Annotated in this window: 22 protein-coding genes; 6 read left to right on the top strand and 16 right to left on the bottom strand. The window is 37.8% G+C overall.

The features are described 5' to 3' along the window. Positions 1-72: 72 nt before the first annotated feature. From dhaM to B494_RS0103130, 4 genes are all read right to left on the bottom strand, one after another. Positions 73-444: a dihydroxyacetone kinase phosphoryl donor subunit DhaM gene (dhaM, locus tag B494_RS0103115; RefSeq protein WP_017470906.1), complete on the bottom strand. Its 372-nt coding sequence runs from the start codon at positions 442-444 to the stop codon at positions 73-75. Beyond that, positions 437-1,027: a dihydroxyacetone kinase subunit DhaL gene (dhaL, locus tag B494_RS0103120; RefSeq protein ID WP_017470907.1), complete on the bottom strand. Its 591-nt coding sequence runs from the start codon at positions 1,025-1,027 to the stop codon at positions 437-439. Before dhaL ends, dhaM begins: the two co-directional genes overlap by 8 nt. Positions 1,028-1,039: 12 nt before the next feature. After that, entirely contained in the window at positions 1,040-2,026 is a 987-nt protein-coding gene (dhaK, locus tag B494_RS0103125; RefSeq protein ID WP_017470908.1) for a dihydroxyacetone kinase subunit DhaK, read from the bottom strand. A 258-nt stretch (positions 2,027-2,284) separates the two neighbouring features. After that, positions 2,285-2,707 (bottom strand): Hsp20/alpha crystallin family protein, encoded by a 423-nt coding sequence (locus tag B494_RS0103130; RefSeq protein ID WP_017470909.1) that lies wholly within the window; start codon positions 2,705-2,707, stop codon positions 2,285-2,287. Positions 2,708-2,959: 252 nt separating this feature from the next. Between B494_RS0103130 and B494_RS0103135 the strand changes: the two genes are divergently transcribed. Then, the gene (locus tag B494_RS0103135) at positions 2,960-4,309 is read left to right on the top strand and encodes an MATE family efflux transporter (RefSeq protein ID WP_017470910.1); all 1,350 of its coding nucleotides are present in this window, start codon (positions 2,960-2,962) and stop codon (positions 4,307-4,309) included. Between the two features lie 33 nt (positions 4,310-4,342). Here the strand turns inward: B494_RS0103135 and gloA2 are convergent, their stop codons facing one another. From gloA2 to B494_RS0103160, 5 genes are all read right to left on the bottom strand, one after another. Next, positions 4,343-4,732, bottom strand: coding sequence for an SMU1112c/YaeR family gloxylase I-like metalloprotein (gloA2, locus tag B494_RS0103140; protein ID WP_017470911.1), 390 nt, complete (start codon positions 4,730-4,732; stop codon positions 4,343-4,345). Between the two features lie 373 nt (positions 4,733-5,105). Continuing rightward, positions 5,106-6,518 (bottom strand): sodium/glutamate symporter, encoded by a 1,413-nt coding sequence (locus B494_RS0103145; RefSeq protein ID WP_017470912.1) that lies wholly within the window; start codon positions 6,516-6,518, stop codon positions 5,106-5,108. 118 nt (positions 6,519-6,636) lie between these two features. Further along, positions 6,637-7,536, bottom strand: coding sequence for a polysaccharide deacetylase family protein (locus B494_RS18875; RefSeq protein WP_017470913.1), 900 nt, complete (start codon positions 7,534-7,536; stop codon positions 6,637-6,639). Continuing rightward, a complete protein-coding gene (locus B494_RS0103155) occupies positions 7,533-8,861 on the bottom strand; it encodes a glycosyltransferase family 2 protein (RefSeq protein WP_017470914.1) in 1,329 nt (442 codons plus the stop codon). Before B494_RS0103155 ends, B494_RS18875 begins: the two co-directional genes overlap by 4 nt. Then, the gene (locus B494_RS0103160; RefSeq protein ID WP_420884339.1) at positions 8,861-9,682 is read right to left on the bottom strand and encodes a glycoside hydrolase family 16 protein; all 822 of its coding nucleotides are present in this window, start codon (positions 9,680-9,682) and stop codon (positions 8,861-8,863) included. Before B494_RS0103160 ends, B494_RS0103155 begins: the two co-directional genes overlap by 1 nt. Before the next feature lie 401 nt (positions 9,683-10,083). On the opposite strand from B494_RS0103160, the gene B494_RS20400 reads away from it, so the two are divergent. Beyond that, positions 10,084-11,639 (top strand): IS3 family transposase gene (locus B494_RS20400; RefSeq protein ID WP_144032153.1). Its coding sequence is split into 2 segments (ribosomal slippage): positions 10,084-10,723 and positions 10,723-11,639, totalling 1,557 coding nucleotides; the frame shifts between segments, so codons are not numbered across the junction. Between the two features lie 42 nt (positions 11,640-11,681). On the opposite strand, the gene B494_RS0103175 is transcribed toward B494_RS20400, so the two are convergent. From B494_RS0103175 to B494_RS0103200, 6 genes are all read right to left on the bottom strand, one after another. Continuing rightward, positions 11,682-12,794, bottom strand: coding sequence for a glycerol dehydrogenase (locus B494_RS0103175; RefSeq protein ID WP_017470917.1), 1,113 nt, complete (start codon positions 12,792-12,794; stop codon positions 11,682-11,684). Positions 12,795-13,290: 496 nt separating this feature from the next. Then, the gene (locus tag B494_RS21125; RefSeq protein WP_017470918.1) at positions 13,291-13,455 is read right to left on the bottom strand and encodes a hypothetical protein; all 165 of its coding nucleotides are present in this window, start codon (positions 13,453-13,455) and stop codon (positions 13,291-13,293) included. Between the two features lie 793 nt (positions 13,456-14,248). Further along, positions 14,249-15,148 carry a DUF2628 domain-containing protein gene (locus B494_RS0103185; protein WP_017470919.1) on the bottom strand — a complete coding sequence of 300 codons (900 nt, stop codon included), beginning with the start codon at positions 15,146-15,148 and terminating at the stop codon, positions 14,249-14,251. Between the two features lie 272 nt (positions 15,149-15,420). After that, complete coding sequence (locus B494_RS0103190) at positions 15,421-18,495, bottom strand: efflux RND transporter permease subunit (protein WP_017470920.1); 3,075 nt, start codon at positions 18,493-18,495, stop codon at positions 15,421-15,423. Beyond that, entirely contained in the window at positions 18,492-19,361 is an 870-nt protein-coding gene (locus tag B494_RS0103195) for an efflux RND transporter periplasmic adaptor subunit (RefSeq protein ID WP_017470921.1), read from the bottom strand. Before B494_RS0103195 ends, B494_RS0103190 begins: the two co-directional genes overlap by 4 nt. A 43-nt stretch (positions 19,362-19,404) precedes the next feature. Continuing rightward, complete coding sequence (locus B494_RS0103200; RefSeq protein ID WP_017470922.1) at positions 19,405-20,271, bottom strand: TetR/AcrR family transcriptional regulator; 867 nt, start codon at positions 20,269-20,271, stop codon at positions 19,405-19,407. A gap of 349 nt (positions 20,272-20,620) precedes the next feature. On the opposite strand from B494_RS0103200, the gene B494_RS20405 reads away from it, so the two are divergent. Both B494_RS20405 and B494_RS20085 read left to right on the top strand, forming a co-directional pair. Beyond that, positions 20,621-21,106 (top strand): competence protein ComK, encoded by a 486-nt coding sequence (locus B494_RS20405; protein WP_277422585.1) that lies wholly within the window; start codon positions 20,621-20,623, stop codon positions 21,104-21,106. A gap of 211 nt (positions 21,107-21,317) precedes the next feature. After that, positions 21,318-22,385 (top strand): hypothetical protein, encoded by a 1,068-nt coding sequence (locus tag B494_RS20085; RefSeq protein ID WP_017470924.1) that lies wholly within the window; start codon positions 21,318-21,320, stop codon positions 22,383-22,385. A gap of 137 nt (positions 22,386-22,522) precedes the next feature. Here B494_RS20085 and B494_RS0103215 read toward each other — a convergent pair whose 3' ends face one another. Then, a complete protein-coding gene (locus tag B494_RS0103215; RefSeq protein ID WP_017470925.1) occupies positions 22,523-23,101 on the bottom strand; it encodes a TetR/AcrR family transcriptional regulator in 579 nt (192 codons plus the stop codon). A 642-nt stretch (positions 23,102-23,743) separates the two neighbouring features. Here B494_RS0103215 and B494_RS0103220 point away from each other — a divergent pair. Both B494_RS0103220 and B494_RS0103225 read left to right on the top strand, forming a co-directional pair. Then, the gene (locus B494_RS0103220) at positions 23,744-24,676 is read left to right on the top strand and encodes an ABC transporter ATP-binding protein (protein WP_017470926.1); all 933 of its coding nucleotides are present in this window, start codon (positions 23,744-23,746) and stop codon (positions 24,674-24,676) included. Then, on the top strand, positions 24,673-25,404 hold the full coding sequence (locus B494_RS0103225) for an ABC transporter permease (RefSeq protein WP_017470927.1): 732 nt from the start codon (positions 24,673-24,675) through the stop codon (positions 25,402-25,404). The genes B494_RS0103220 and B494_RS0103225 overlap by 4 nt, the downstream gene beginning before the upstream one ends. The last annotated feature ends 145 nt before the right edge of the window (positions 25,405-25,549 follow it).

The raw sequence follows: 25,549 nt of genomic DNA on the forward strand, positions 1-25,549 counted from the left end.
ACCTAATACATATGAGACAACACAGTAAGAGACCAAATGATTTCATTCGGCCTCTTCCTTCTTCACCATCTATTATTTAACCGTCAACGGTTTTAATTGTTCTACCACACGGTCATAGTTGGTTCCGCCTGACAGTAACGATGCAGCCGTATAGGCACCTTCGATAAAGGCAACGTCCATTATCTCCACGGTCTTATCTGTCATTTCTATGGCCATCTCCATTGTCATTTTCGCACTTCCTAAATCATAAAAGGCAAAGCAATGGTCAGCTTCATTATCTTTAATCGCTGTCGTTATTTTATCAAAACTTGATCCGATCTCACCGTCATCTGTACCACCAGCATACGTAATTGACAGATCAGGTGCTGTTTCTTGCAACAATTGATAGACACCTTCAGCTAGTTTAAAGACATGTGATGATAAAATAATCCCGATCTCACTCATCAATAATCTCTCCTTCAATCATCGCTTCAAACAAATAGCCACTTGATACGGCACCCGGGTCCAATTCACCAAGTGACCGCTCACCAAGATAAGAGGCCCGACCCTTTGATGCTTTTAAATCTTTGGTCGCTTCAACGCTGTCTTGAACAGCTTCAATGGTGACAGTCCCTTTCTCTAGGTGTTCAACGATTGGAGACCAAACGTCAACCATTGTCTTCTCGCCAACCTCGGCCTTTCCTCGCTTTGTAATCCCATCAAGTCCAGCCTTTACAATAGCATGAATATCTGCTGAATCTTGATCTGCTTGCTTAGACATCCCTAAGAAAGCACTGCCATAAAGGGGGCCTGAAGCACCGCCAATTTTAGATAACAAAGCCATCGAAGCATCTTTTAATACCTCTTCTGGCTCAACGTAATCACCTTCAGCAAGCTTTTCTTTCATTGCTTTTACGCCTCGTGCCATGTTGTTGCCATGATCACCATCCCCGATCACACTATCTAACTCACTTAAATAAGCTTTATTTGTCTTAATCTTATCAGCAAAGCGTTCCAACCATGCTTTTGTATTATTTACCGTTAACATCTGCATTCCTCCTTACCAATCTGTCACATCAACAGGGTGTTGCCAAAGTTTCAACCAATCCTGTTCCAATTTAACGAGGGTTAGTGACACCCCATTCATATCAAGTGATGTCATTAAGGCGCCGACTTTTTTAAAAGCAACGTCTACGTCTTCGTTTGCTAACTGCTTCTCTACATCATGAAGGAAAATGTATTGTTCCATTAACGGTGTCGCACCTAGACCATTAACGAGCAAGCCATATGTTTCACCGTTTTGAAAATCAAAGGCTTGTTTTAATTTACTGACTAGTTCCTCCGCTATAGATGCCGAGCTCTTAACCTTCGTTCGATGATAACCAGGTTCACTATGAATCCCAACACCATATTCCATCTCATCATCAGCTAGAGAAAAACCTGGTTTTCCTACTTCTGGTACAGTGGCAGCTGTCATAGCCACGCCAATCGACTTCATTTGTTTCACTAACCTATCTCCTAATGCTTTTATATCAGTTAGGGACATCCCCAAATCTGCAGCTGCTCCAAGTATTTTATGAACAATCACTGTTCCAGCCACCCCACGTTTACCGGCTGTATGAGTGCTATCTTCAACAGCAATGTCATCATCAACGATTAACTGTTCAACCACAATTCCTTCTGCTTCAGCTAATTCTTTTGCCATTTCAAAATTCATGACATCTCCCGTGTAATTTTTAATGATTAACAATACACCAGCACCGTTATCTGCTGCTTTAATGCCTTCTAGTACTTGATCCGGTGAAGGTGAAGTAAACACTTCTCCAGCCACAGCAGCTGTGAGCATCCCTTTTCCAACAAATCCTGTATGTGCGGGCTCATGGCCACTACCACCGCCACTGACTAAAGCAACTTTGTTCTTTTCTTTATGCTTTTGAACAATAACCGTTGTATTCGGGACACGCTTGACACGCTCTCCATTAGCATAAACAAATCCTTTCAACATTTGATCAACCACTTGATCCGGTTGGTTGATGATCTTCTTCACTCTTAATCCTCCTTTATATCATGTCATGTTGTTCCTATTCCCTAAATATATGGATTTATGCCATCATTTAGCACAGATAACCGTCCGTAAAACACTGACCTCAACATAGAGAACAGAGGTAAATTTATATAGGTGGGGGATAACGGGGACACATGTCGTAATTCACTCAACTAATAATCAGTGGGTGAAGAACGAAAATGCTCACTGTATTGTTACAAAACCCCACCCTAACTTAGGTGGGGAACAGATAATGGTCATCTAATTGTCAAGGTCAATTCGATAGGCGCCGTTATCGTCATTGATATGCGGTGACTTTGGTACAGTTAATGTTAGTAAACCATTTTTAAATTGACCTTTAATCTGTGATTCATCGATGTCACCAACATAAAATTGACGCTTGAATGAACCATAGGAACGTTCACGACGAACAAAGTCATCTTGCTCTGATTCTACACGTTGTTCTTGGCGACCTTCAATCGTTAGGTAGTTGTCTTTGTACTCGACAACAATATTATCCTTGTCAAACCCAGGAAGTTCTGCGTCAATTTCGTAGTGATCTTGCTTGTCTTTGACATCGACTTTTGGCATATCAAAATCAAATAACGACTGATCGTGATGACGATCAAAAAAACTTGGCAACCAATCAAAAACATCACGTTTACGAGGAAATAGATTTCCCATCATTGACACCTCCTGTATTGATTTTATTTAACTTTCATAAAAATATTACCACGCCTCTTCGATGGTTAAACATAAGAAATGCAGATATTTTCTTATGATTTTTTTAAATAGATGAGTCCTTATTATTTTTGATACTTTAAAATGTTTACTTCTTTTATTAGAAATTTATCTTTTCCTTATCAAAAAAATAAAAGATCAAATAAACATGGTATAATAGCGTTTACAATATTAAAACAAAACTGGAGAATCGTGATGGAGCGCTTAACAAATTTAGAAACACAATCAGCTAAAAAACAGCTTTTACTCATTACTTGGCCAATATTCATTGAGATTTTTTTACAGGCGATTATGCAATTTTCCGATGTATTTATGCTAAGCTACATATCTGATCAAGCGGTAGCTGCGATCGGTGTCGTCAACCAAGTGATGATGTTTACTTTTGTCTTATTTAATTTTACGGCGATGGGATCTGGAGTCGTTGTTGCCCAATTCGTTGGCGCCAACCAACCTAAAGATGTAAGAAAAACAATCGCTCACGCAATAACCGTTAACTTAAGCTTCGGAATCCTACTGAGTTTAACGATCGTTAGCTTTCGCAAGCAATTTTTAAATTTGTTTTCACTTGAACCACAACTTTTTGAATTTGCCGAAACCTATATGATGATAGTCGGTGCAGCTTTATTTGCTCAAGCCATCATTTTAACCATCTCTGCTGCTTTACAAGCAATGGGGCACACAAAGGATGTCATGTTTGTCGTCTTAATTATGAATTTATTAAATATCTTCGGCAATTATTTGTTTATCTTTGGGGCGTTTGGCGTTCCTCAACTTGGGGTAACAGGGGTAGCAATTGCAACAGCTTCAATGCGTCTATTAGCAATGATTGGTTTATTTTTCATACTGGTTAAGCGCATGCCTATTAAACTACGGTTTAAAGCATTCTTCACATTAGAAAAAAGTTATCTTAGCAAGATTCTTCATATTGGCGTACCGGCCGCAGGAGAACAACTTTCTTATAACATTAGTCAAATTATCATCACAATCTTTGTCACATCCTTAGGTGCAACGGCACTTGCAACTCGAGTATATGCCCAAAATTTCATGGGATTTATGACGATCTTTTCAATGTCGATTTCAAAGAGCATGCAGATTTTTGTTGGTCAGCTTGTTGGTGCTGGCAAACAAAAAGAAGCTTATCATCATATGTTCACCGGTTTGCGTTACGCAATGGCTGTCTCGTTATCGATTGGAAGTATACTGGCGATCTTCGGCCAGCACTTATTCGGATTTTTTTCTGATGATCCAGCTATTATTACACTAGGAGGAACGATTCTTGTTATTACGCTTATTCTAGAGCCCGGACGAACATCAAACCTTGTGATTATTAGTGCCCTTAGGGCTTCTGGAGATGCTCGCTTTCCTGTTGTAGTAGGTATGCTCATTATGTGGGGCGTTTGTCTTCCACTCGCTTACTTCTTCGGCATCATATTAAACTTGGGACTACCTGGCATTTGGCTTGCCATGTTGACAGATGAATGGATGAGGGCAACCTTGATGTGGTCAAGATGGCGAAGCAGGAAATGGATACGCTTACAATATTAAATAAATGATACAGCAAATAGGCATGCCTCATTCCTATTTGCTGTATAATTCTAATGGTAAACCATCCGGATCTTTAATAAAAGTATAAGGCTTATTGGTAAGGGGATCCATTCGAATCGGTTCAACATTCACATCCTGTTGTTCTAGATACCCAACAGTAGTGTTTATATCATCAATCTGAAATGCTAAGTGGCGTAATCCTGCTGCTTCTGGATGATCAACACGTGCAGGTGGTGATGGAAAGGAAAACAATTCAATTTGATCCTGTTCCCCCACTTGTAAATCTAATTTATACGATTGCCGTTCATGTCTGTATGTTTCACTTATGATCTTAAAACCCAAAACTTCTGTATAAAAATGTTTTGATTTTTGGTAGTCAGATACGATAATTGCAACATGATGAAATTTATTAATTCCTTTCATATCTACCCTCCTCATAGAAAACGAACCTTCAATCAGGCATTAGCGTCCGTTATCACCCACCTCAATAGATTTGCTCTGACGCTCTAGTTTGAGATGGGTGGTTTACAGACGGTCATCTTCACTGCTAGCGGCCACTTTCCGACAGCATACTTCCTCGCAAGTCGATAGTTCTAGACTCAAATCACTCCGACAGGAAATCAAGCAAGTCGATTGATTGGTGACTAACCGATAGGATTCGTGCTGACCATCTACTTAAATGGTCGGTGATTGGCTCAATACCACAACGACTAACTGATGTAGCGCCCCGAAGTTAATACTAGTTATGAGGACGTATTTTTTGGTATAGTGACGGAAAATGGTCAATCGTTACTAACTATTTCTTATGACGACCAAAATAAAACAAGCCAAACAATAAGAAAAAGACGGTTATGATGAGTGAAATAATTAAGAATATCACCGGTCCAAATTGATAGATTAGAGGTAAAGAAGCGGCCGTGACAAGTCCACCACCAACAAACGGTTCAAAGAGAATTTGCTTATATCCAAACCCTTCTAGCGCTGGGGTCTCGTGATCGGGGTCAGCAATCTTCATTAATAATAATCCAGTCGCCGTCATTCCCATCGCTTGTCCTAAGTCCCCTACACCACGTTCAAACCAATATTCGGGAATCATTCGAGGAGCTAAAACAAGAAAAGCAAAAACGTTCCAGGCAATGGCAATAATAGAGAGTAGTAGAAAAGGTACAATATTATCTCCGATAACAGCTAAAGATAAAGTAGCTAATGCACTTACCAGTAGTACATCGAGAGCGAAGCCAGATATTCTACTAATTAGATTTTGATCAATATAAGTTTCAATATTTAAACGATCAAACACAAGCTGAACAACCATGCCACCAATCATTGCTAAAGGAAAGAGTGGAACATAAGGAAACAGATAGACATCCGTCCACCCCCCCCAAGTCACTGCTTCTAAGCCAATTAATAACTGTTGAAGAAGATAACCGAGTGCAATGGCAATGGCAATTAAAGATAGATGAAAAGCAAGTGGTTCAATAGACGTCACTTCTTTCGTTTCCTTCTCGATCTCATACCCATAAGACTCACCGATTTGGGCACGTTCTTTTTCGGATAACTTCGCTTTACCACCTACAAATTTAGCGCGACCAGATCGGTAACCCCAATTAATTAATATAATCCCAATCACCACACCTGATAAAATACCAATCGTTGCCAAACCAAGTGCCAGATCGGCACCTTCAGCAAAGCCGAGCTCTTGGAACGTACTCGATAAACCTGCAGCTGTACCATGTCCCCCAACAAAGCTAATCTCAATAAGGGCACCCGCCAACGAGCTCATTCCGAAAAATGGGGTTAGGATAAGTAAGGTGAGTAGCAAACCAACCACATATTGTCCCCATGACACCGTTTGTCCCATCACCACCTGTGGACCAGCTATTAACCAAATTTTCTTAAGATTTGGAACAGCTTTACCCAAAAACAAAGCAGCAAAGACAACATTAATAAATAAACTTGGTAGTGTACCCCAAACCTCTAGCACAAATTCTGGAATAAAACCATGATAAAAAAATGACGTCTCATTGAAAAACTGTGACGTCACACGCCCTAATACTTCTGGTCCTACAATTAAAGCAATAAAGCCTGCAATAATAGAACTCGGTAAAAATAAATCGCGTAACCATTTCGTATGTAGACGAACAACTTTTGCAATAATTAAAAATACGCCGATTAAAACAAAACTAAAGCCAATCATGTTAGCAGACATATAGTAACCTCCTATTCTATTAACAATCTAGCGACATTTAGAGAAACGACGCCAAAATTATTATAATAGAAAAGGAAGGGTCACTACAAGTAGAAACACTTTATTCCAAATATTGCGATTATTTCAATTTTAATATAAACTCTTCTATAGTATCATCTGGATAGACGCCTATGCGTGGAATTTCTAATCGATTAACTTCTTGATCAGCTTTTTTATATTCAACAGTAAATGCAAGGTCAACTCCGACATTATTCAAAACGGTTAGATTAGCTTGATCATACTCACCATAAGGGTAAGCAAATGCGCGCTTTCTTCCACCCAGCTTATTAACACTTATTAACACATCAGATTCTACCTCTCTATGATCATGTGTAAGTAAATAGGGTATGTCTGCTTCCGTTCGCTCATGTAATCTGTCTGTGTGGCTTTGATATTCAAAAACGTCAGCACCTGCTATGATATCCTCTTCACTTAAATATAGCGCATCCTCGCTAACTACCTTACCTGTTATTAAAAATATGGTCGCAAAGAAGTCATGGCGTTTTAAAATGGGATAAGCTACCGTGTAATTATCTTTAAACCCATCATCAAAAGTAATGAGTACGCTTTTCTCTGGAACATCTAACGCCCCATTAATAAATTGTTCGAATTCCTTTAAGTTAAGGGTGACATATCCTTGTTCAGCTAAATAATCGATCTGTTCTTCGAATGCTTGACGATGAACAATCGTATCATACAATTGTCCATTTTCATCATAATGCCATGTCTCAATATCTTCATCAGCTAAAATACGATGATACATTAATACAGCAACTGATTTAGCTTCTTCTCCTTCTTCCACATCAAATGACCGCAGCGTTTCACTCCAATCCCCTTGCTTAACCGGTGGTAGCGACCATTCACGATTTAAATGTCTCGGGGGATTGGATAAGGCGTTGATAAAAGGAATGCCCATGAGATTGAATAACCAAATCATTGACGTAATAAAACAAAAAGTAAAGATCAGATTAAACTTCACGAAGCGCCCTCCTCTAACTGCAGTTGGCCAACCCGACGTGAAACATGCCAACTTTCCTTATTTTTAAAGTAGAGAAAGGTTCCACAGATGACAAATAGAATCCCTAGCAGGCGATAGCTAACGACCTCGAATGGAATAAACAGACCAATTCGAATGTAATCTAGAAGCCGGTATCGAAAACCATACCTTCCACTTACAACAAGTGCTGCTATACTTTGGTAACAAGCTGTTAACAAACTGGTTAGCCCTAGTGTTAAGGGAATAATCAATGGTGTTTGATAAATTAGTAATGTAAAGGGAATCAAGATCATAAAGAAAGCATTAATCGTCCCTAACAAGAGCGAATCGAGCAACAAATAAATAGATGGCAAGCATTTCATTTGTCGAAAGAAACGATGCCAATAGGTAACAACACAATCAATAAACGCTTTTTGCCATCTCATCCTTTGATTAAATAAATCAGGAAAAGTAGCTGGACACTCTGTAAAACAAGTAGCCTTAGGTACAAATATGAGTTTCTCTCCTGCACCTGTCTTTTTAATTAACTGCTGAATTTTCAGTGTAATATCCATATCTTCTCCAACGGTTCGACGGTAACCACCTACCGCAATAAGAGCCGATTTCCTAAAGGCTCCAAAAGCGCCAGCAATAACGGTAATTGCCCCTAACTTAGACTGGGCATACTTATGCAAATAAAAGGCTGTTAAATATTGCAACACTTGAAAGCGAAGTAAGCCCGATAAACTAAACGTTGGCAACTTGCCCAACATCCCTTGTCCAATATGAACAACACCACCAGCCGCTATAACTTTAGGATCACTAAATGCTTGTTGCATCTCGACAATCGCATCGGGAGCTAAAACACTGTCAGCATCAAGTGTGACTACTAATTCATGTTTTGCAAAATCTACACCCACATTAAGCGCATCAGCTTTGCCTCCATTCTCTTTATCTATTACATATAAATGTGGATAATGTTCAGATTGATAAGTAGCTTTTACTGTTTGATAATTTAGTTTTCCACTAAACTGTCGATTGGTGGGTACTAATTTTAAGGATTCTTCCAAGACACTCAACGTGCGATCATTAGAACCATCGTTAATGAAGATGGCTTCAAAATGTTGAGCATCGCTTTCTAAAATGCCAGATAAACAATGTTCAATTACTTTCTCCTCGTTAAATGCAGGAATTAAGATTGAAACTGATTTTAAGGCGTCGCCTCTTTGTTCAGGTTGATGCTTCTTGTTCTGAAATAACGGAATAAACATATACAATAATTGAAATACGAGAAACAGCGCATATAAAACCAAGGCAAACCATAGCATTAGTGTTCACCTTCTTTCAATTGATAAACGCGAATATAATCCACTTCATACGCTTGAGGTAATCGCGTCGTTTCATCAGGTGAACCTGGCCAGTCCCCTCCAACTGCTGTGTTCAAGTAAAGGTACATTGGCACTTGGGGTACAAATGCTGTTGTTCGATAACGCTCTACCCCATCAATTAACCAAATCAATTCATCTTCTGACCATTCAAGTACAAATGTATGAAATGCTTCCGAGAAATCAGGCCCTTTAAAAGAAGCGGCATCACTTCTCAAGCGTTCGTTCTCTAACCAATGGACGACCATCCAGACGCGATCAGGCTCATGCCCTAGTAACTCGATGATATCAATTTCAGGTAACCATGTTTCGTCTTGGTTAGGCATCATCCAAAAAGCGGGGAATATCCCTTGCCCTCGTGGTAGCTTTGCCCGAATTTCAACACGTCCATATAAAAAGCTCCATTTGTCTTTAGTATGTAATGCACCTGATTGATAACTTTCATCCGTCACTAGTCGTAACAGCCCTTGGTTAACCTTCACTTGATCCGGATGATAGAATTGCAGCTCATTGTTTTTATCTAGCCATCCTTCTTCTAGAGTCCATTTACTTCTATTTACTTGTTCACCTTCAAATTCATCTCGCCACATTAACTGCCACTTAGGATATAAAAAGCAAGTTGCTGTTTTTCTTTGATTAAGAAAAATACTGCTCTTCTGATGATCAACCGCCAGCACTGTACTAGGAAAAGTATGATACGACATCCTGAATATTTGTAAACAAGTTAATGCAAACAAACCTAATATACACTTCAATACCCCCACCTTCATGTCCATTCCCCCATCATCAATTTCTTCTAGTAATATATGGAGAGAATAATAGGATTAGAACTAGAGTTTAGAAATATATGTGCATGAATAAATTTAAAAAATTAATCTTTTAATAGGTTATCTATAAGCGTTATTGACATAACTTAAAATGAACGAAAATCAGGTGATCAACACATACTTTTTGGAGAGCCTTTTATCCACAGATAACTGCCGGTAACAAATAGATAATAGAGCAAATCTATCTAGGCGACAGCTAACGGAGGCCATTGATTGAAGGCTCGTTTGATACTTTCCAAAAATTCAAAAAAGCCAGCTATAACAGGAAGTGATATGCTCCCCTAAAGGTAGACAGATTAAAAAATAAAAATCTGACTGCTTATAGGGGAGTATTTATTATGTCCAAAAGATCTTACTCTGCAGAAGAGAAATACGAGGTATTAAAGAAATTAGATAAGCAGTGTTCAACATATGAACTTGAGTCAAAATATAATGTGCACCATACAACGATTGTGGACTGGAAACACAAGTATGATAAGTATGGTTTGGAGGGTCTAAAAGCGTCTTCCACTTGGAAAAAGTATTCAAAGGAATTGAAGCTAGCTGCCATTAGAGATTATCTGTCTGGGAAGTATTCGATACGTGCGGTGGTTAGGTTGTATGAAATATCGAGTACTTCTGTCCTCAGAGGTTGGACAAAGAAGTATAATAGTCATAGAGATTTAAAAGACACGTCAAAAGGAAGGACGAGCGCTATGACTAAGGGAAGAAAAACGACTTGGGAAGAACGAATACAGATTGTAATGGATTGCCTGGGGAACGAAAAAAATTATCAAGAAACAGCTAATACTTATAATGTTTCTTATCAACAAGTTTATCAGTGGGTTAAGAAGTATGAAGATGGTGGAGATGAAGCGCTGAAAGATAAACGTGGTCATAAGAAAGAAGAAGCTAAGCTAACTCCAGAAGAGAAAACCAACCTTCAAATGAAAAAGTTAGAAAGAGAAAATGAACGGTTACGTGCGGAGAATTTATTCTTAAAAAAGTTAGAGGAGATCGAAAGGAGGCGAAAATAAGCCAAATCCGGTTTGAGGATAAATATATCGCTATTCAAGAGCTTCACCAGGATGAAGGTTTAAGCATTCGTTTACTTTGTGAAATTGCAGGAATTGCACGATCTGCATACTACAAGTGGCTTAACCGTACACCTTCCTCCAGAGAAATACTAAATAAAGAAATTATCAAAGAGATGAAAGCTCTCCATGAAAAAGTGGATGGCATATTTGGTTATCGCCAAATGCTGCTTCACATGAATAGAAAGTTCGAGGAGAAGTTTAATCATAAAAGAATCTATCGGTTGATGAAAGTGGCTGGATTACGCTCTCTCATTCGTGTCAAGAAGAAGCACTATAAACGCTCTACACCTCAACATGTGGCAGACAATATATTAAATCGTGAATTTACAGCCGAGAAACCAAATGAAAAATGGGTAACGGACGTGACAGAATTTAAGTATGGCCAATCAAAAAAGGCCTATTTAAGTGCCATCCGTGATCTTTATGACGGATCTATTATAAGTTATGTTCTAGGACACTCCAACAATAATCAACTCGTATTCAAGACACTTTATCAAGCCACAGTACTATTGAATGGTGACCATCCTCTTATCCATAGTGACCGTGGATTTCAATACACATCTAAAGGGTTCAAACGCAAGATAGATGCGGCAGAGATGACACAAAGTATGTCACGAGTTGGGCGGTGTATTGATAATGGCCCAATGGAATCATTTTTCGGAACACTGAAATGTGAGAAATATTATTTGCACAAATATAAGACATTTGAGGAACTTACTACTGCGATAGATGAGTACATCCATTATTATAATCATGAAAGATACCAAAAACGATTAAAAGGCCTTAGCCCTATGGAATATAGAGCTAAAGCCGCTTAAATCATTTTTATTATTTCCACTGTCTACTTGACAGGGGGCAGTTCATTCTATCTTTTTTCTTCTTTTATAATCTTTAACATAAACATCAACAGCTTTGAGCGCTTCGACAACTTGATCAGCAGTCACCTCAAATGGCATATTTGTCATGGTATCGTCTGGATCGACTGCTAATTCTGCCACACGTTTCAAATCTTTATCTGAAGCTTCATCTAAATGAAGGGCTTCCATGGTAATCGGTAAGTCAAGCTTAAGCATAAAATCAATATAACGCTCAAGCTCTTCAATAGGCCGATTCTCTAGGACGAGCTGTGCAACAATACCATAAGCAACTTTTTCACCATGTGACATACTATGGATTTCACCGTGAAGAGCTGACAGTCCGTTATGAATGGCGTGTGCACCTGCAATTCCACCATTTTCAAATCCTAGCCCACTTAATAACGTATTTGCTTCTACTATTGCTTCAAGAGCGGGGGTGACAATTTTTCCTTTATTAGCGGCATAGGCTTGTATACCATATTCAAATAATATCTCTTCACATTTTTCAGCAATCGCGTAACCAGCAAGCGTCGATTTTCCATCATGCATATTTTGACCGTGAGCCTGTCTTGTCGCTCGCGCTTCAATTAATGTTGCTAAAGCATCTGAAATACCTGACGCCAGCATATGTGGTGGCCCTTGTGAAATAATACGTGTATCATTCATGACCAAATCAGGGTTTTTATCATAAAATTGATATTTCTCAACTTCACCATCCTCTGTATAAATCACAGATAAACCAGAAGTTGGGGCATCTGATGACGCCAATGTATTAAAGATCAGCATCGAAGCATCTAACTCTGCTGCCACAGCCTTTGCAGTGTCTAGGGCCTTACCCGTACCGACACCTAATACAGCATTTACATTATCTTTTTCACCAATTTCCGTTATGCGTTCAATTTCTTTCATCGAACACTCACCCTGAAACGTTACCTTTGATATGCTGAATCCATCATGCTCTAATTCATCAACTAAATCATTCCCACAAATTTCTTGCACGTTTTCATCAGCTAGTACAAGCACTTTCTTACCATACGGTTTAATATAGTCACCAGCACGTGACAATAAATCTTTTCCTTGAACATAGCGACTTGGACTTCCAAAAATTATATCCAATGTAACCTGTCCTCCTTTGGTTTTACAAACATAATGACGCTTGGTTATTGTATACCCAGTAATTGGAGCACTAAACATGTAATGATAGTAATAGCGAAAAGGAACGGGCTTTGTACATGAAACTATTTACAATGAATTTTCAGATTATTATCAGGATAATGAAGGTAGTAATCGGTTTACAACATTAGAATGAGATGGAATGATGATGAAGGTCTACAACTTGCACAAGCATTTGTAGAGGTAATATTAGAATTTGTTGAACAGGAGTAAATACCATTTTTATATAAGAAGGCGTAGAAATTTCCTCTACGCCTTTTAGTAAGAAATATTATGTATAGAATAGACCATATACAAAAATAATGAATTCCAATAAATAAACGAGTATAAAATGGAATTAATAAAGCTATTAATCCAATTTTATACTCGTTAATTAAAACTTTAAACTAAACTTCGTATCCCACAATGGAGACTAATTATTATTACTTCTAAAATTACCTCAATGACCGAGGTTATCGCTATCGCCACTGAGTGGCTCAACCACTTCCCCATTATTATCGGTTACAATCGTTTTCTGAGTCGGTTCTTTCGAATCTAAAAAATAAGCAAAAGTTCCAATTATGATAACTAACATAATTAGCATTATAAAAATGCGTTTTTTCATAACTATCCTCCTCATAAGATATATATAGAAATTACTTAATTGTAGCTACATGATATGTTTGCCCATTGTTTGGATTATCTACAACAAAATAAAAAAATTCACTTGCAATAATTGTATACGGTGATCCACTCAATGGTAGATTATACTACTCTTCTACATCTGATGGACTATTGAGCCAAGTATGAGTCCGGAGACCATAAAAACTACAGAGCTCTCAAGTATGAGTGGAATAATTAATAATACTAAGATACTACCTAACATTTTCTTATAAAACGTGTGTTCCCTCCTAAAATTAAAAGTTTACTTTTTCAATAAATTAACAATAAGGTATAAATCCCTTAATGACAAGTTAAAGTACGATGGAAGACAAAAAAGACTGTGATATTGTCTAACAATATTGTAGTAAGAATATTCAGTTTATTATAAGATAACAACATATTCATCATGCCAAACGCTAAGGAGATGATGAAATTAGCACACTTACATGTGGAAAGGTGAGGTTTAGCTAAGCTCACCTTCCACACAAATGTATATGTTCACGCATTTAATCACATTTTTAATGATGTAAATGCGATTGACATGTCGCATTCCCCCTGTTCTCAGGCGACACCAAAACTTTAAGACCCTCAATAAATCAATGAGGGTCGTTTTTTTTGGCATTTTTGAGATAGAGCATATTAACAAATAAGTGAGTAGCGTTAAGCTCAATATATTTAAAGTCAAGTATAAGAAAAAATCACAAACTTACTAAATGAACATTTTTTATTTTACAGATACTACACCACACATTCTATTAGTAGGTCATACCTTCTATTTCAAAACGTCCTTCTGTTATTTTCTCGCCATCTCGATAGATACGAACAATATAACGACCAGGTTCAAGAAGGTCTTGCGTCGGATCATATAAATAGTCATAAAACCGTTGCCATGATGGATCAACACGCACTTCAAACTGACCAAGCATTTGTTCACCTGTCTCCAGTGCCTCTAGAACATGAACATCAACACGTGGTGCACTAATTCTTTCTCCGAATTCAACTTCATAATAAATTAACTCGTCTTGTGAAAAAGTATCTTTAATACCCGTCACACCGCTAGCACCTTCATCTGTTCCAAACACAACACCAGCCGTTAAAAAGTAAGCATACATGGTTATCATTGCAAAAACAAATAAGATTAGTGAACCAAGCGCAAGTAGTGCGCCAGGAACACTTGTCCCGCCTGCTAGACTAATATCTCGCTCAGTTGCCTGTGTCATTTCAAATTCAGCTAATTTCTTTTTCGCATGCCGATAATAGAGCGCGTTCCCATATACACCAATTAGCACAGTAGTCCCGATATTGATAAATGGTGTCATTATACTTAACAGGTCCTCATTGTCTAGAATAACGCCTATTAAACCAACAATTAAATAAAATAGAAAAATAGCAAACATCGGTTTAAACATTCGGCGATAACCTAACCAAAAAATCCCCAAAAAGAAACCTGCTCCATTCCAACTTGCCGCTGTAGCAGGATCATGGGCTATCTCCCACTTTCGTTGATAATATGGATAATTCTTTCCAACAAACGTAGCCAACGTTTGATCTTCACTTGATTCTTCTGCAATCAAGCTGTCATTTAAAGATTGACCACAATCTCTACAAAAATTTTCCTCAGCTTGATTCTCTCTCCCACAATTTGGACAATACATATCCATCCCTCTCTCTATTTTTAATAAAAATACTATATCATAATTATTGATTTTTTAAAGCTAACTTTTGAATCGGGCTAATATAACTATAAAAGCACATAGCATGATCTGCACGTCTAAAACGAATGGTTTACATAAATCGAAACTTTATATTCCCTTATGCTATCTTGGCTGAACCCGAAAATTCAGATGGTAAAGTTGAGTTAACTATAACAGACCCCCAAACACTTGATTTCCAGTCTGTTTGGGGGTAGATCAACATACATGATTTTTTATGAGACTTGCTTACGATTTTTCCATTTATTTGATAGATCATCAAAATAAGTATAGACGACAGGAATCAGTAACAATGTAAAAATACTTGAAATAGTTAACCCAAAAATAACAGTAATTGCCATTGGTTGTTGCATTTCCGCACCTTCTCCAATCCCAAGTCCTAACGGGATCATCGCAAGTACCGTCGTTAGTGTCGTCATTAAAATCGGACGTAATCGAGACGTACCCGCATCAATAATTGCTTGATGGCGATCAATATCACGTCGACGTAAAATGTTAATGTAATCAACAAGGACAATCGCATTATTAACAACAATACCTGCAAGCATGATGATACCAATAAAGCCTACAATACTTAATGGCGTACCAGTGATAAATAATCCTCCAATGACACCAACAACTGAAACAGGTAGTGAAAACATAATAATAAATGGTGTCAAGAAATTTTCAAATTGTACAGCCATAACGACATATACCAAGAATATTGACAGCAATAAAACTAAAGCCAATTCAATAAAAGCTTCTTCCATATCTTCAGCTTGACCACCAATCGTATAATGATAGTCTTCTGGAAAATCAAAACCACTTAATTGTGCTTCAATCGCGCGAGAAACTGTCCCAAGGTCATAACCAGCAATATCTGTATTAATCGTTACCATAGGTTGCTGATTGCCTCGTTGCAATGAAGCTGGCGTTTGCGTCTGTTCAAGGTTTGCCAGCTCAGTAAGAGGGATATTAGCACCTGTCTGTGTGTGAATCGTTAAATTTTCCAAGTCATTAATTGTTTCATGGTTAGTACCTGGATAAACTAAACGCACATCAATATCGTCACCCGCTTCTCGATAACGCATCACCGTTTGGCCGGACAGACGCATTTGCACCTGATTTAATATACTCGCTTCATTCAAACCATAGCGAGCAGCCACTTCACGATCAACACGAATTTCCATTTGTGGTTGGACTTCGTCAATAGAAGTAGAAGGATTAAATACGCCATCAATTTCTTCAATTTCAGTCAATACCTCTGAAGCGAGTTCATTTAATACTTCGTGTTCAGGACCTTGCAATTCAATCGAGATCGGATCACCCATCGACATGTCAGTCATCGCACTAACCGTAATATCAGCACCTGCTATATTTTGAAGGTCAGCATCAAGCTGTTGAACAAGTTGATCTGTCGTGATGTCGCGTTCGCTGGCAGGGATTAATTCAAGCGTAAATGAAGCTGAATTGCCACTACCACCGGCTCCCATCATTCCTCCCATCATATCACCACTGCCAATAGAAAGATTATTGATTCGAATCAGATCTTGATAACCATCAACGCGGTCATTAACTTCTAATGCGATCGTTTCAGTATGCTCAGAAGTCGTGCCAGCCGGAAGGTCAACATCTATACTAATTTGACCTTGATCACCTTCCGGAATAAATTCGGTCCCAACGAATGGAATAAGCGCCAAACTTCCAACAATAAGTAATATCGTTACCAATACCGTTGTCTTTCTAAATCGCAATGATTTTTCAAGCGCATGTTTATAGCCATTGGTTAAGCGGTCCAGGAAGCGATCAAACCAATAACGACGTCCCTTTCCATTATCCCCTTTAATATCTACTAATAGTTTAGAAGACAGCATTGGTACAAGAGTAATCGCCACTACAAGTGCAGCAATTAATGCAAAAGCAACCGTTGCAGCTAATGGAATAAATAACTCTGCTGCTATCCCTGAAACAAATACCATCGGTAAAAATACAACTAAAGTCGTCGTGGTAGAAGCAATAACCGCAGGTGCAAGTTCCGAAGCTCCTAACTTAGCAGCTTCGAAGCGCGAATAGCCTCGTTGACGGTAAGAAACAATATTCTCAAGAATAACAATTGAACTATCAACCATCATACCAATTCCTAGAGCTAAGCCACCCATCGTCAAGATATTTAACGTTTCACCTGTAAAGTAAATCAAACTAAATGTTGCAATAACTGCTATTGGAATTGAGACACCAATTACCAATGTTGCGCGGATGCTCTTCAAGAAGAGTAATAAAATGAATAGCGCAAACACGCCACCTAATATAATATTTTGCACAACCGATTGAATCGAAAGTCGAATAAACTCAGAGTTATCATAGACTAAGTCCAGTTCTACATCGCTAGGTAAAGCGTCATTAATCGACTCCATACTAGTCAATACATTATCCGACACCTCAACCGTGTTACTATCCGATTGTCGCATAATGGATAACACAACAGCTTCTTGACCATTAACAAGGGTCGTGTCTGGTGTTGTGAACGTATCTTCAATTGAAGCTACATCTTCTAAATGCAAAATTGAGCCTTGCTCTGTTTGGATAATGGTGCTGGCAATCTCCTCCACCGAATGGTAGCTTCCATCCAGTCGAACTTGAAGATTTTGATCACCTCGCTCAATGGATCCCGCTGAAGCAGATTGATTCGATTGACCGAGTGTTTGCATGATCTGCTCAGCACTCACCCCATACTGTTGCAAGCTCGCTTCATCTAATTCAATATTAATAATACGCTCTTGACCGCCTTCGATAGAGACGGATGCTACCCCAGATTGACGCTCAATTTCTGGTGCGACTTGATCATCAGCAATCGTTTGAATCCGTGCCAAATCTTCTCCTGACAGACTAACAGCCATAATCGGCATTTGATTAGGATTAAACCGAAGCACATTTGGATCGCCAGCATCATCTGGTAAAAAGCCACCGACTTGATCAATTCGCTCGCGTACTTCAAGTAAAGCATTATCTAAATTTGTCCCCATCTCAAACATCATGATCACTAATGAAGAACCTGTATTTGATTGCGTTTGAATCGATTCAATCCCTTCTATCGTACCCAACGCTTGTTCAACTGGCTCACTCACTTGATTTTCAACATCTTCTGGGGCCGCTTCAGGATATTCAATACTAACAACAGCAATCGGTAAATCAATATCCGGCATTAAATCAATGGGTAAGCCTCGTAATGAGATAAATCCTGTTGCAATTACCGCCAATACAAGCATAATCACACCGACCGGGCGCTTTACCGACGTTTCTACTAACTTCACGATTCAGCATCCTCCCCTGCTACGTTGACGGCCATCCCATCATCTAATGTCAATTGCCCACTAATAACGACTTGATCGTCTGCTTCAAGTTCAGCTTCAACCGCAGTATAGTCAGATTGAATCATGACAACATCAAGATCGATACGTTCTACATGATCATTTTTAACGACATAAACAAAGGCTTGGTCCCCATCTTCATTTAAAGCAGCTGTTGGAACTAACAGCGTATCTTCAATGGTGCGCTCTGCTATATGTACTTCAATAATCGCACCCGCTTTCCAAGCATGCTCATTTTCCGCTATTAGAGTTACCGAAAACATTCCGGTATCACCAGGCAAAACACTAACTTTGTCAACGGTCGCTACATTAGCTTCTTCTTGATCACGACCATAGATGTCAACTTCATCATCAACGTCAAACAAATCAGCATTTGCTGCTGTTACGTCAAGATCAATAAATAGTTCGTCAAGTGAAACAATGATTAAAGCAGGCTCTTCGTCAGTTAATATATCGCCTTCTCTTATCGTCAAATTTGCCACTTGCCCCTCTACATCTGCCGTTAATTCTACTTCCATACCTGTCTCCATCACTGTATAAGTAATCAATAGATCATCTTCCTCTACTTGATCACCTTCGGCAACATGAACCTGGTCAACTTCACCGATCATCGGTGCGATGACTGGCTGTGTTTCACTCGGTGATGTTCGACCATAAAATTGTTTATCAACAACCAAATCCCCTTCAGTAACTGCATCCGTTTCAACAGTGACAATTCGTTCGGTTTCATTTGCCTGTTCTTGATCGTCATTAGAACACGCTGCCAGCAATGTAACAAACGCCACTAAAATGAAAATAATCTTTCTCATCTCTCTCTTCCTCCTCACATCTATTAAGACCAAATCGTAATGCTTAACGTTTCACGTTAGGAATAATATGTTGTTTAAATGCTTGAATATATGGATACAATTCTGGAATAGCACTTAGTTCATGAATTATACCCCTTAACAAGACTTGGTTAATTTCAACTTTATTTAATTCCTTTTTTAAAAGCAATACAATATCTTGTAGTTGATTTTTTTCTTCTTGATCGTGATCTAAGCGAGCAATTTCAGCGCTAAGCTGATCACAGTGATCAGCGACTGATAAACTCGTATCTGTTTGCTTAATGCCCAACTGCTCCTCAGTCATTTGTGGAGACGGTTGTTTATCTAGTAAGTCTATCACGACACTTTTTAAACGCTCTACGATAAAGGTGGCCAATTGTTTGGGATCAAACTGCAACTCATACAGAACTATAACCTTGATATATCCTTGTACCAAGCCGTCATAAATAATTGAGCAATCCATTAAATAAGGAATAATCTTCTGACCATAAATGTCTAACATGCGTTGCTTGGTTAGCTGATAACTTTTCCCAATAATTTGTTTAGCTATTTGATCAATATTTTCTCCTACATTTAGGTTATCCCTAACACTCATTAACATATACCCTCTATGCTGACTAACCAACTGTAAGAACAGTGCTGTTTGTTTTACTAGCTTATCTTCCGGTGTGCCTGCCCCCTCATTAATTGTATCTAGCTTCTCCATCACCATTTTGACATAATAATCAACAATCTCTGATGTTAAAGCTTCTTTTGAAGCAAAATACAGATAAAATGCCCCCTTGGACACTCCACTTTGTTCAGCAATTTCTTGGATTGAGGTTGCATGATAACCTTTCTTTACAAATAAATTGATACTCTGCTCCAGTATCCGTTGTTTTTTTTCTTGCATACACCCACCTCACTCATTTATGACTGACCGGTCAGTCATTGGTACTAATTAAGACAGTATCATAAATTTCAGTGTCCAGCAAACCATATCTCTTACATTTGTGCAGTATGAGTTGAAAATCCCTCAAGTCTTATCTTAAGCTATGCTTCAGCATCAAATGCATTTAACTGTCTTCATTCCACTCTCAACTCCCCTCATCTAAAGTATGTGCTTTACAGACGGTTATCAGTGATAAAAACACCTTCAAAATAGCCGCCGCATTTATAATATGCCATAATGAAAATAGGTAATTTTTACTACAAACCCAGTAGGAGGTGATTTTATATATCCAATTAACTCTTATTATACAATCACAGATCAAACCTTATATATTCGTTCAGCACACCAAACCGTTGCCAACACAGAAGTTGAAGAACTTAAAGGCACACGTTATGTGATGCAATCTGGACAACACATCATCGAACAGGCTTGTATTCAAAACGGATCCTCATATCAAGGAAGAGCTACAGCCATGCAAGCCTTATTTAAACTAAAACAAAATCCTCCAATCCCAATTAATCCAGCATTTGATCTCTATGCTTTCGCCACCCATTCTCCACGTCAAGATCAATGTGTGTGGATTGTCACGAAACACATTAAGTATATTGATGACCGAGATAAAGAAGCAATCATCCACTATACAAATGGCAAAATACTAAGAATTCCGATGTCAAAAAGGCGAGTCCAGCGCGTTTGTTTCTACTTATATAAATACCAGCTGTACTTTAAAAATTCGTTTGATCTTAAACCGGGTAAGGCATTCGCTTCTGAACGTTCACCAAGTAACGTCAAGTAGTGGCGCGTTTTCTGTTTGCAAGGTAATCCAATCTAGAAAAGAACAATGATTCTATTTGCAGTCGAATAATCAGCTTAGCGAGCAAATGTGGAAGCAACAACGTCATTTCAAAAGATAAACTCATTTTTCTTAAATACATATTTTTTCTAAGTAAGGGGTTTAATCATCTATATAAGTGGAATCACGATAGTAAAAGGGTAAGGGGGATACTATGTCTAACAAAAAAACAATAGGTGTGATTATCGGTTTGCTTGTTTTTGCTGTCTTATTGATTTTAACAATACCTTTGCTACTTAGGGATAGTCAGCAAGGACATGATGATCAACAACCCGATCGAAACGAACAAGAAGTGATTGGTGACCAACCAAATAGCGTTATTGAATCATTATCTGATGACCAAGCCAATCAAATCATAATAGATTATCGATCTGCATACGAAGAAATCATTAATGATCAAGACGATAGCCAGTATTTAACCACCTTCGAATCACTCGATGATATCGATAGACATCTCACCACTATCATGACGGATCAACATGCCCAATCAGTTAAAGATATGTATGTCCAAGAACATGATGACGGCATTTACCTTGTACCAATGGATGGCGTCGTTCTCATTGACCCAGAAGAAAACTATGCTATTGAAGAAATAAGTGAAAATCACTATACAATTACACAGCAAAAGACAAATGAAATCGTAGGGCATGTTGAACTGATCTACCATGTGGAATGGGTTGAGGAGCAATGGTTAGTTGCTGACGTACAGCAACATGAAATTGAACCACCTTCTGTTGAAGAGACAGCTGACCAAGTTATTCAAGCAATAGCAGACAACGATTATCAGCAATTAGCAGCATTCGCTGACGAGGATCAAGGTGTGTTATTCTCGCCTTATGTCAATGTTAGCGATCAAGACCTAATCTTTGATCAATATGAGATTGCCCAATTTGCCCAAGACGAGCACACCTATACTTGGGGGCAGCATGATGGCAGTGGCGAACCAATCGAACTAACAGCCACGGAATATACCGAGGCATTTGTCGATGTAAGTAGATTAATTGAACCAGACGAGATTTTTATTAATCACTATAATCAGCATGGTAATGTATTAAATAACTTGGAAGAAGCATTCCCAGAGGCGACCGTTGTTGAATATCATCATCAAGGCTCTGAAGAAGAAGGTAGCATTGATTGGGAAAGTCTACACCTTGTATTTGAGGAAAATGAATTCGGTTTATGGCGCTTGGTCGCTATTATATCAGATCAATGGACGATTTAATGATGATCCAATCCCTTTATGCCCTACGGTTAATAAAGGGATTTTTTCTCGCTATATGTTAATCCTGATCATCGCGAACAGCTCGTATTGAATGGTTTTTTAGTCTAATTATGACGGTTTAATTTAATTGATTTTCTTTACAATCCCCCTTCTTGTCGAAGTCGTGCAGCGACTATAATGTCTTCCCCCGTTTCCTCTAATAGTTTAATGGTTTGTTGTTCATCAAACTCTTTTGGCAGTAGATCATTAGCAACCATAATACTCAAGCCTGTTTGGAAAATTTGAGTTTTTAGAAAAATAGTCTTTAGCTGCTCATTATCAAATTTTTTTAGATCAGGGTCTTTTTTCATCTGCTCCATTAGAATAGACCACATATCATGATTGTAAGTGTCCATATATGAATTTTGCTTCGTTACAAGATCCATATAGAGGGTACTATGCTCGTTTGCCATTTTCATACTAGCTAGTCCAATATCATAAAAGGGGTTCCCCGTATTCTGCTCAGAAATCATCTGTTGGGAAAGTGCAACTACTCGATTAATTACTTCATTTTTTAATTCAGTTACATCCGTGAAATTCACATAAATAGGTGCAATAGAACCACCCATTTTTTTAGCTATTTTTCTAATCGTGATATTATCTATCCCTTCAGATTTAGCTATTTCAAAAGCTGTATCAATAATTTTCTCCTTGCTGTATCTTCTCTTTGGCGGCATATTAGTGACTCCTCTTGTTTTTTAATAACTACCTTAATGTTAATTGCTAATTATTAAAATAGTAAATAACATTTAATAAAACTAATGATATATATCGTATACTATATATCTTTTATTACTGTCAAGATATATTTCAAAATTGTACTAATTTATCTTAAGAATTAACATCAGGGATACTCTTCACAGCATTTTCGAATTACAACCCAGATATACGAATTAAAAAATGGGGGTGATGACTAAAGTAATTTGAAGATTTCTTGATACTTAAAACTCGTGCTCGTCATGAAGATCGACTATGAGAAGAAAAGCGTAGACAATGAATATTTATCTCGTTTACTCAAAGCACTTTAGATATCTTATATGTGAATTAGCAATTACAGCTTACCTAATGGTTAGGCTCTAATTATCAAATTAGTCTAACCTTTTTTTCTTTTTAACCCTTTACAGAAAAGCAAATATAATATAATGTATATCTTATGATATATATCAATCGATACATATCATTCGTTTTTTGAAGAACGAAACTACTTTTAGCTTTTTTATACCGCTTTTAATCTGTTCCAATATTTAAAAGGGGCACTAAGTACGTTATTCCTTAATTAAAGAAATATTTTCTAAAAAAGTGAATGGAGGTTTAAATCTATGATTTTAGAAGTAAACGATGTCTCAAAAGTTTTTATTTCACGAAAAGCAAAAACTGTCGCTAATGATAATCTTTCCTTCAGTATTCAAGAGGGTGAAATTTTTGGATTATTAGGGCATAACGGGGCTGGAAAAACCACTCTTGTAAAACAAATTTTAGGTCTTTTAATTCCAAGTAGTGGAGATATTAATTTATTAGGAAAATCCGTCATTCAATCCCCTACATGGGCTCGCTCTGTATGTGCCATGCAACCACAATCACAAGTACCACTTGGATTTCTTACACCTAGGCAAGCTGTATCGATGATGGGAAAAATGCGATCAGGAAAAAATTTCAATCCCAAGCGAATGGAAATGTTGTTTGAAGCATTAGACATGGGAGAATGGCTAGATACAGAAGGTCAAAAACTTTCAGGAGGAGTGAAGCGTTTAACAGCTTTTTGTATGACTGCTATTTCACCTAGCAATCTAATCATACTTGATGAGCCTACAAATGATGTGGACCCAGTCCGAAGACATTACCTTTGGCAAGTTATCCGCGACCTAACCCGTGATGGAACATCTGTCATTTTGGTTACACATAATGTTGTTGAGGCAGAAAAGGCTGTTGATCGATTGGCTATTCTCCACAAAGGTAAATTTATAGAACAGGGTACACCCTCTCAAATTAAAAGTTCCGTTAATAATTTAGTACGCTTTGAGATTAGTATGCTAGATCATAAAGTAAAGCTTAAAACGCCGGAATGGGCTATTTCTACAAATCATAGTGGATCAAAATTATCATTCTCATTAGAACCGTCTAATGTACTACGTACAATTAATTGGTTTGAAGACCAAATGAATAGCGGAAAAGTTCTAAACTATACCCTTCAACCAACGACAATTGAAGATGTATACATTGAATTAACTTCAGAAAAGGAGATCATACGATGAATATACTAAGTAATTTCAAGTATGTTTTCCAAATGCAATTTTTTAGAAATATTGGTTTTTTTATCTTTTTTGCTTTGATTCAAATTTTAATATCAATAGGTATTGTTATTGGTTTTACTTATATGATGCCTGATCCAAGTATAAGTACGATTCTCTACCTAGCAACCGGAGCACCAACCCTTATTTTAATCATTACAGGTATGGTTATCCTTCCACAGCAAATAGGTACTTCAAAAGCAGATGGTTACTTAGAGTTTGTTAGATCATGGCCCGTAAAAAGATCAGTAATATTAGCAGCTGACACAGCAATTTGGATACTAATTACAGTACCAGCAATAGCTGTTTCCTCATTAGTAGCACATTTTATTTTTGATCCAGGCTACGCTATGAGTTGGACAGTAGTTCCAGCGTTCTTCTTGATTGCTTTAACCTCAATAGGTGTGGGATATGGCTTTTCCTATCTTTTACCACCTGAATTATCCTTGGGGGTGTCACAAATTGTGATCTTTGGAGCACTTATGTTCTCTCCAATTAACTTTCCAATGGAAAGACTTCCTGAATGGTTACAGAATTTACATGTCTTTCTGCCCTTACATTCAATGTCTGAGGTTATGCGAGCATCCCTTTCGTCAACTTATTTTTCAGCAACAACTGGTAACTATATTAACCTGATAATTTGGTGCATTTTAGGTTATGGAGGTGCTATCTTTATTCTAAATAAAAAATAGTGACTATCGAAATGAGACACTAAATTACTTATACAGTACTTTTTTTAAACAACCATTCTACTAACCCACCATATAATTGTTCATATTTAAGTATGACAATTGTATAGGGCTTTTCACAATTAGTTATTGAAACGAAATGATATGA

Origin of the sequence: Amphibacillus jilinensis Y1 (assembly GCF_000306965.1) — a bacterium.
GTDB classification, from domain to species: domain Bacteria; phylum Bacillota; class Bacilli; order Bacillales; family Amphibacillaceae; genus Amphibacillus_C; species Amphibacillus_C jilinensis.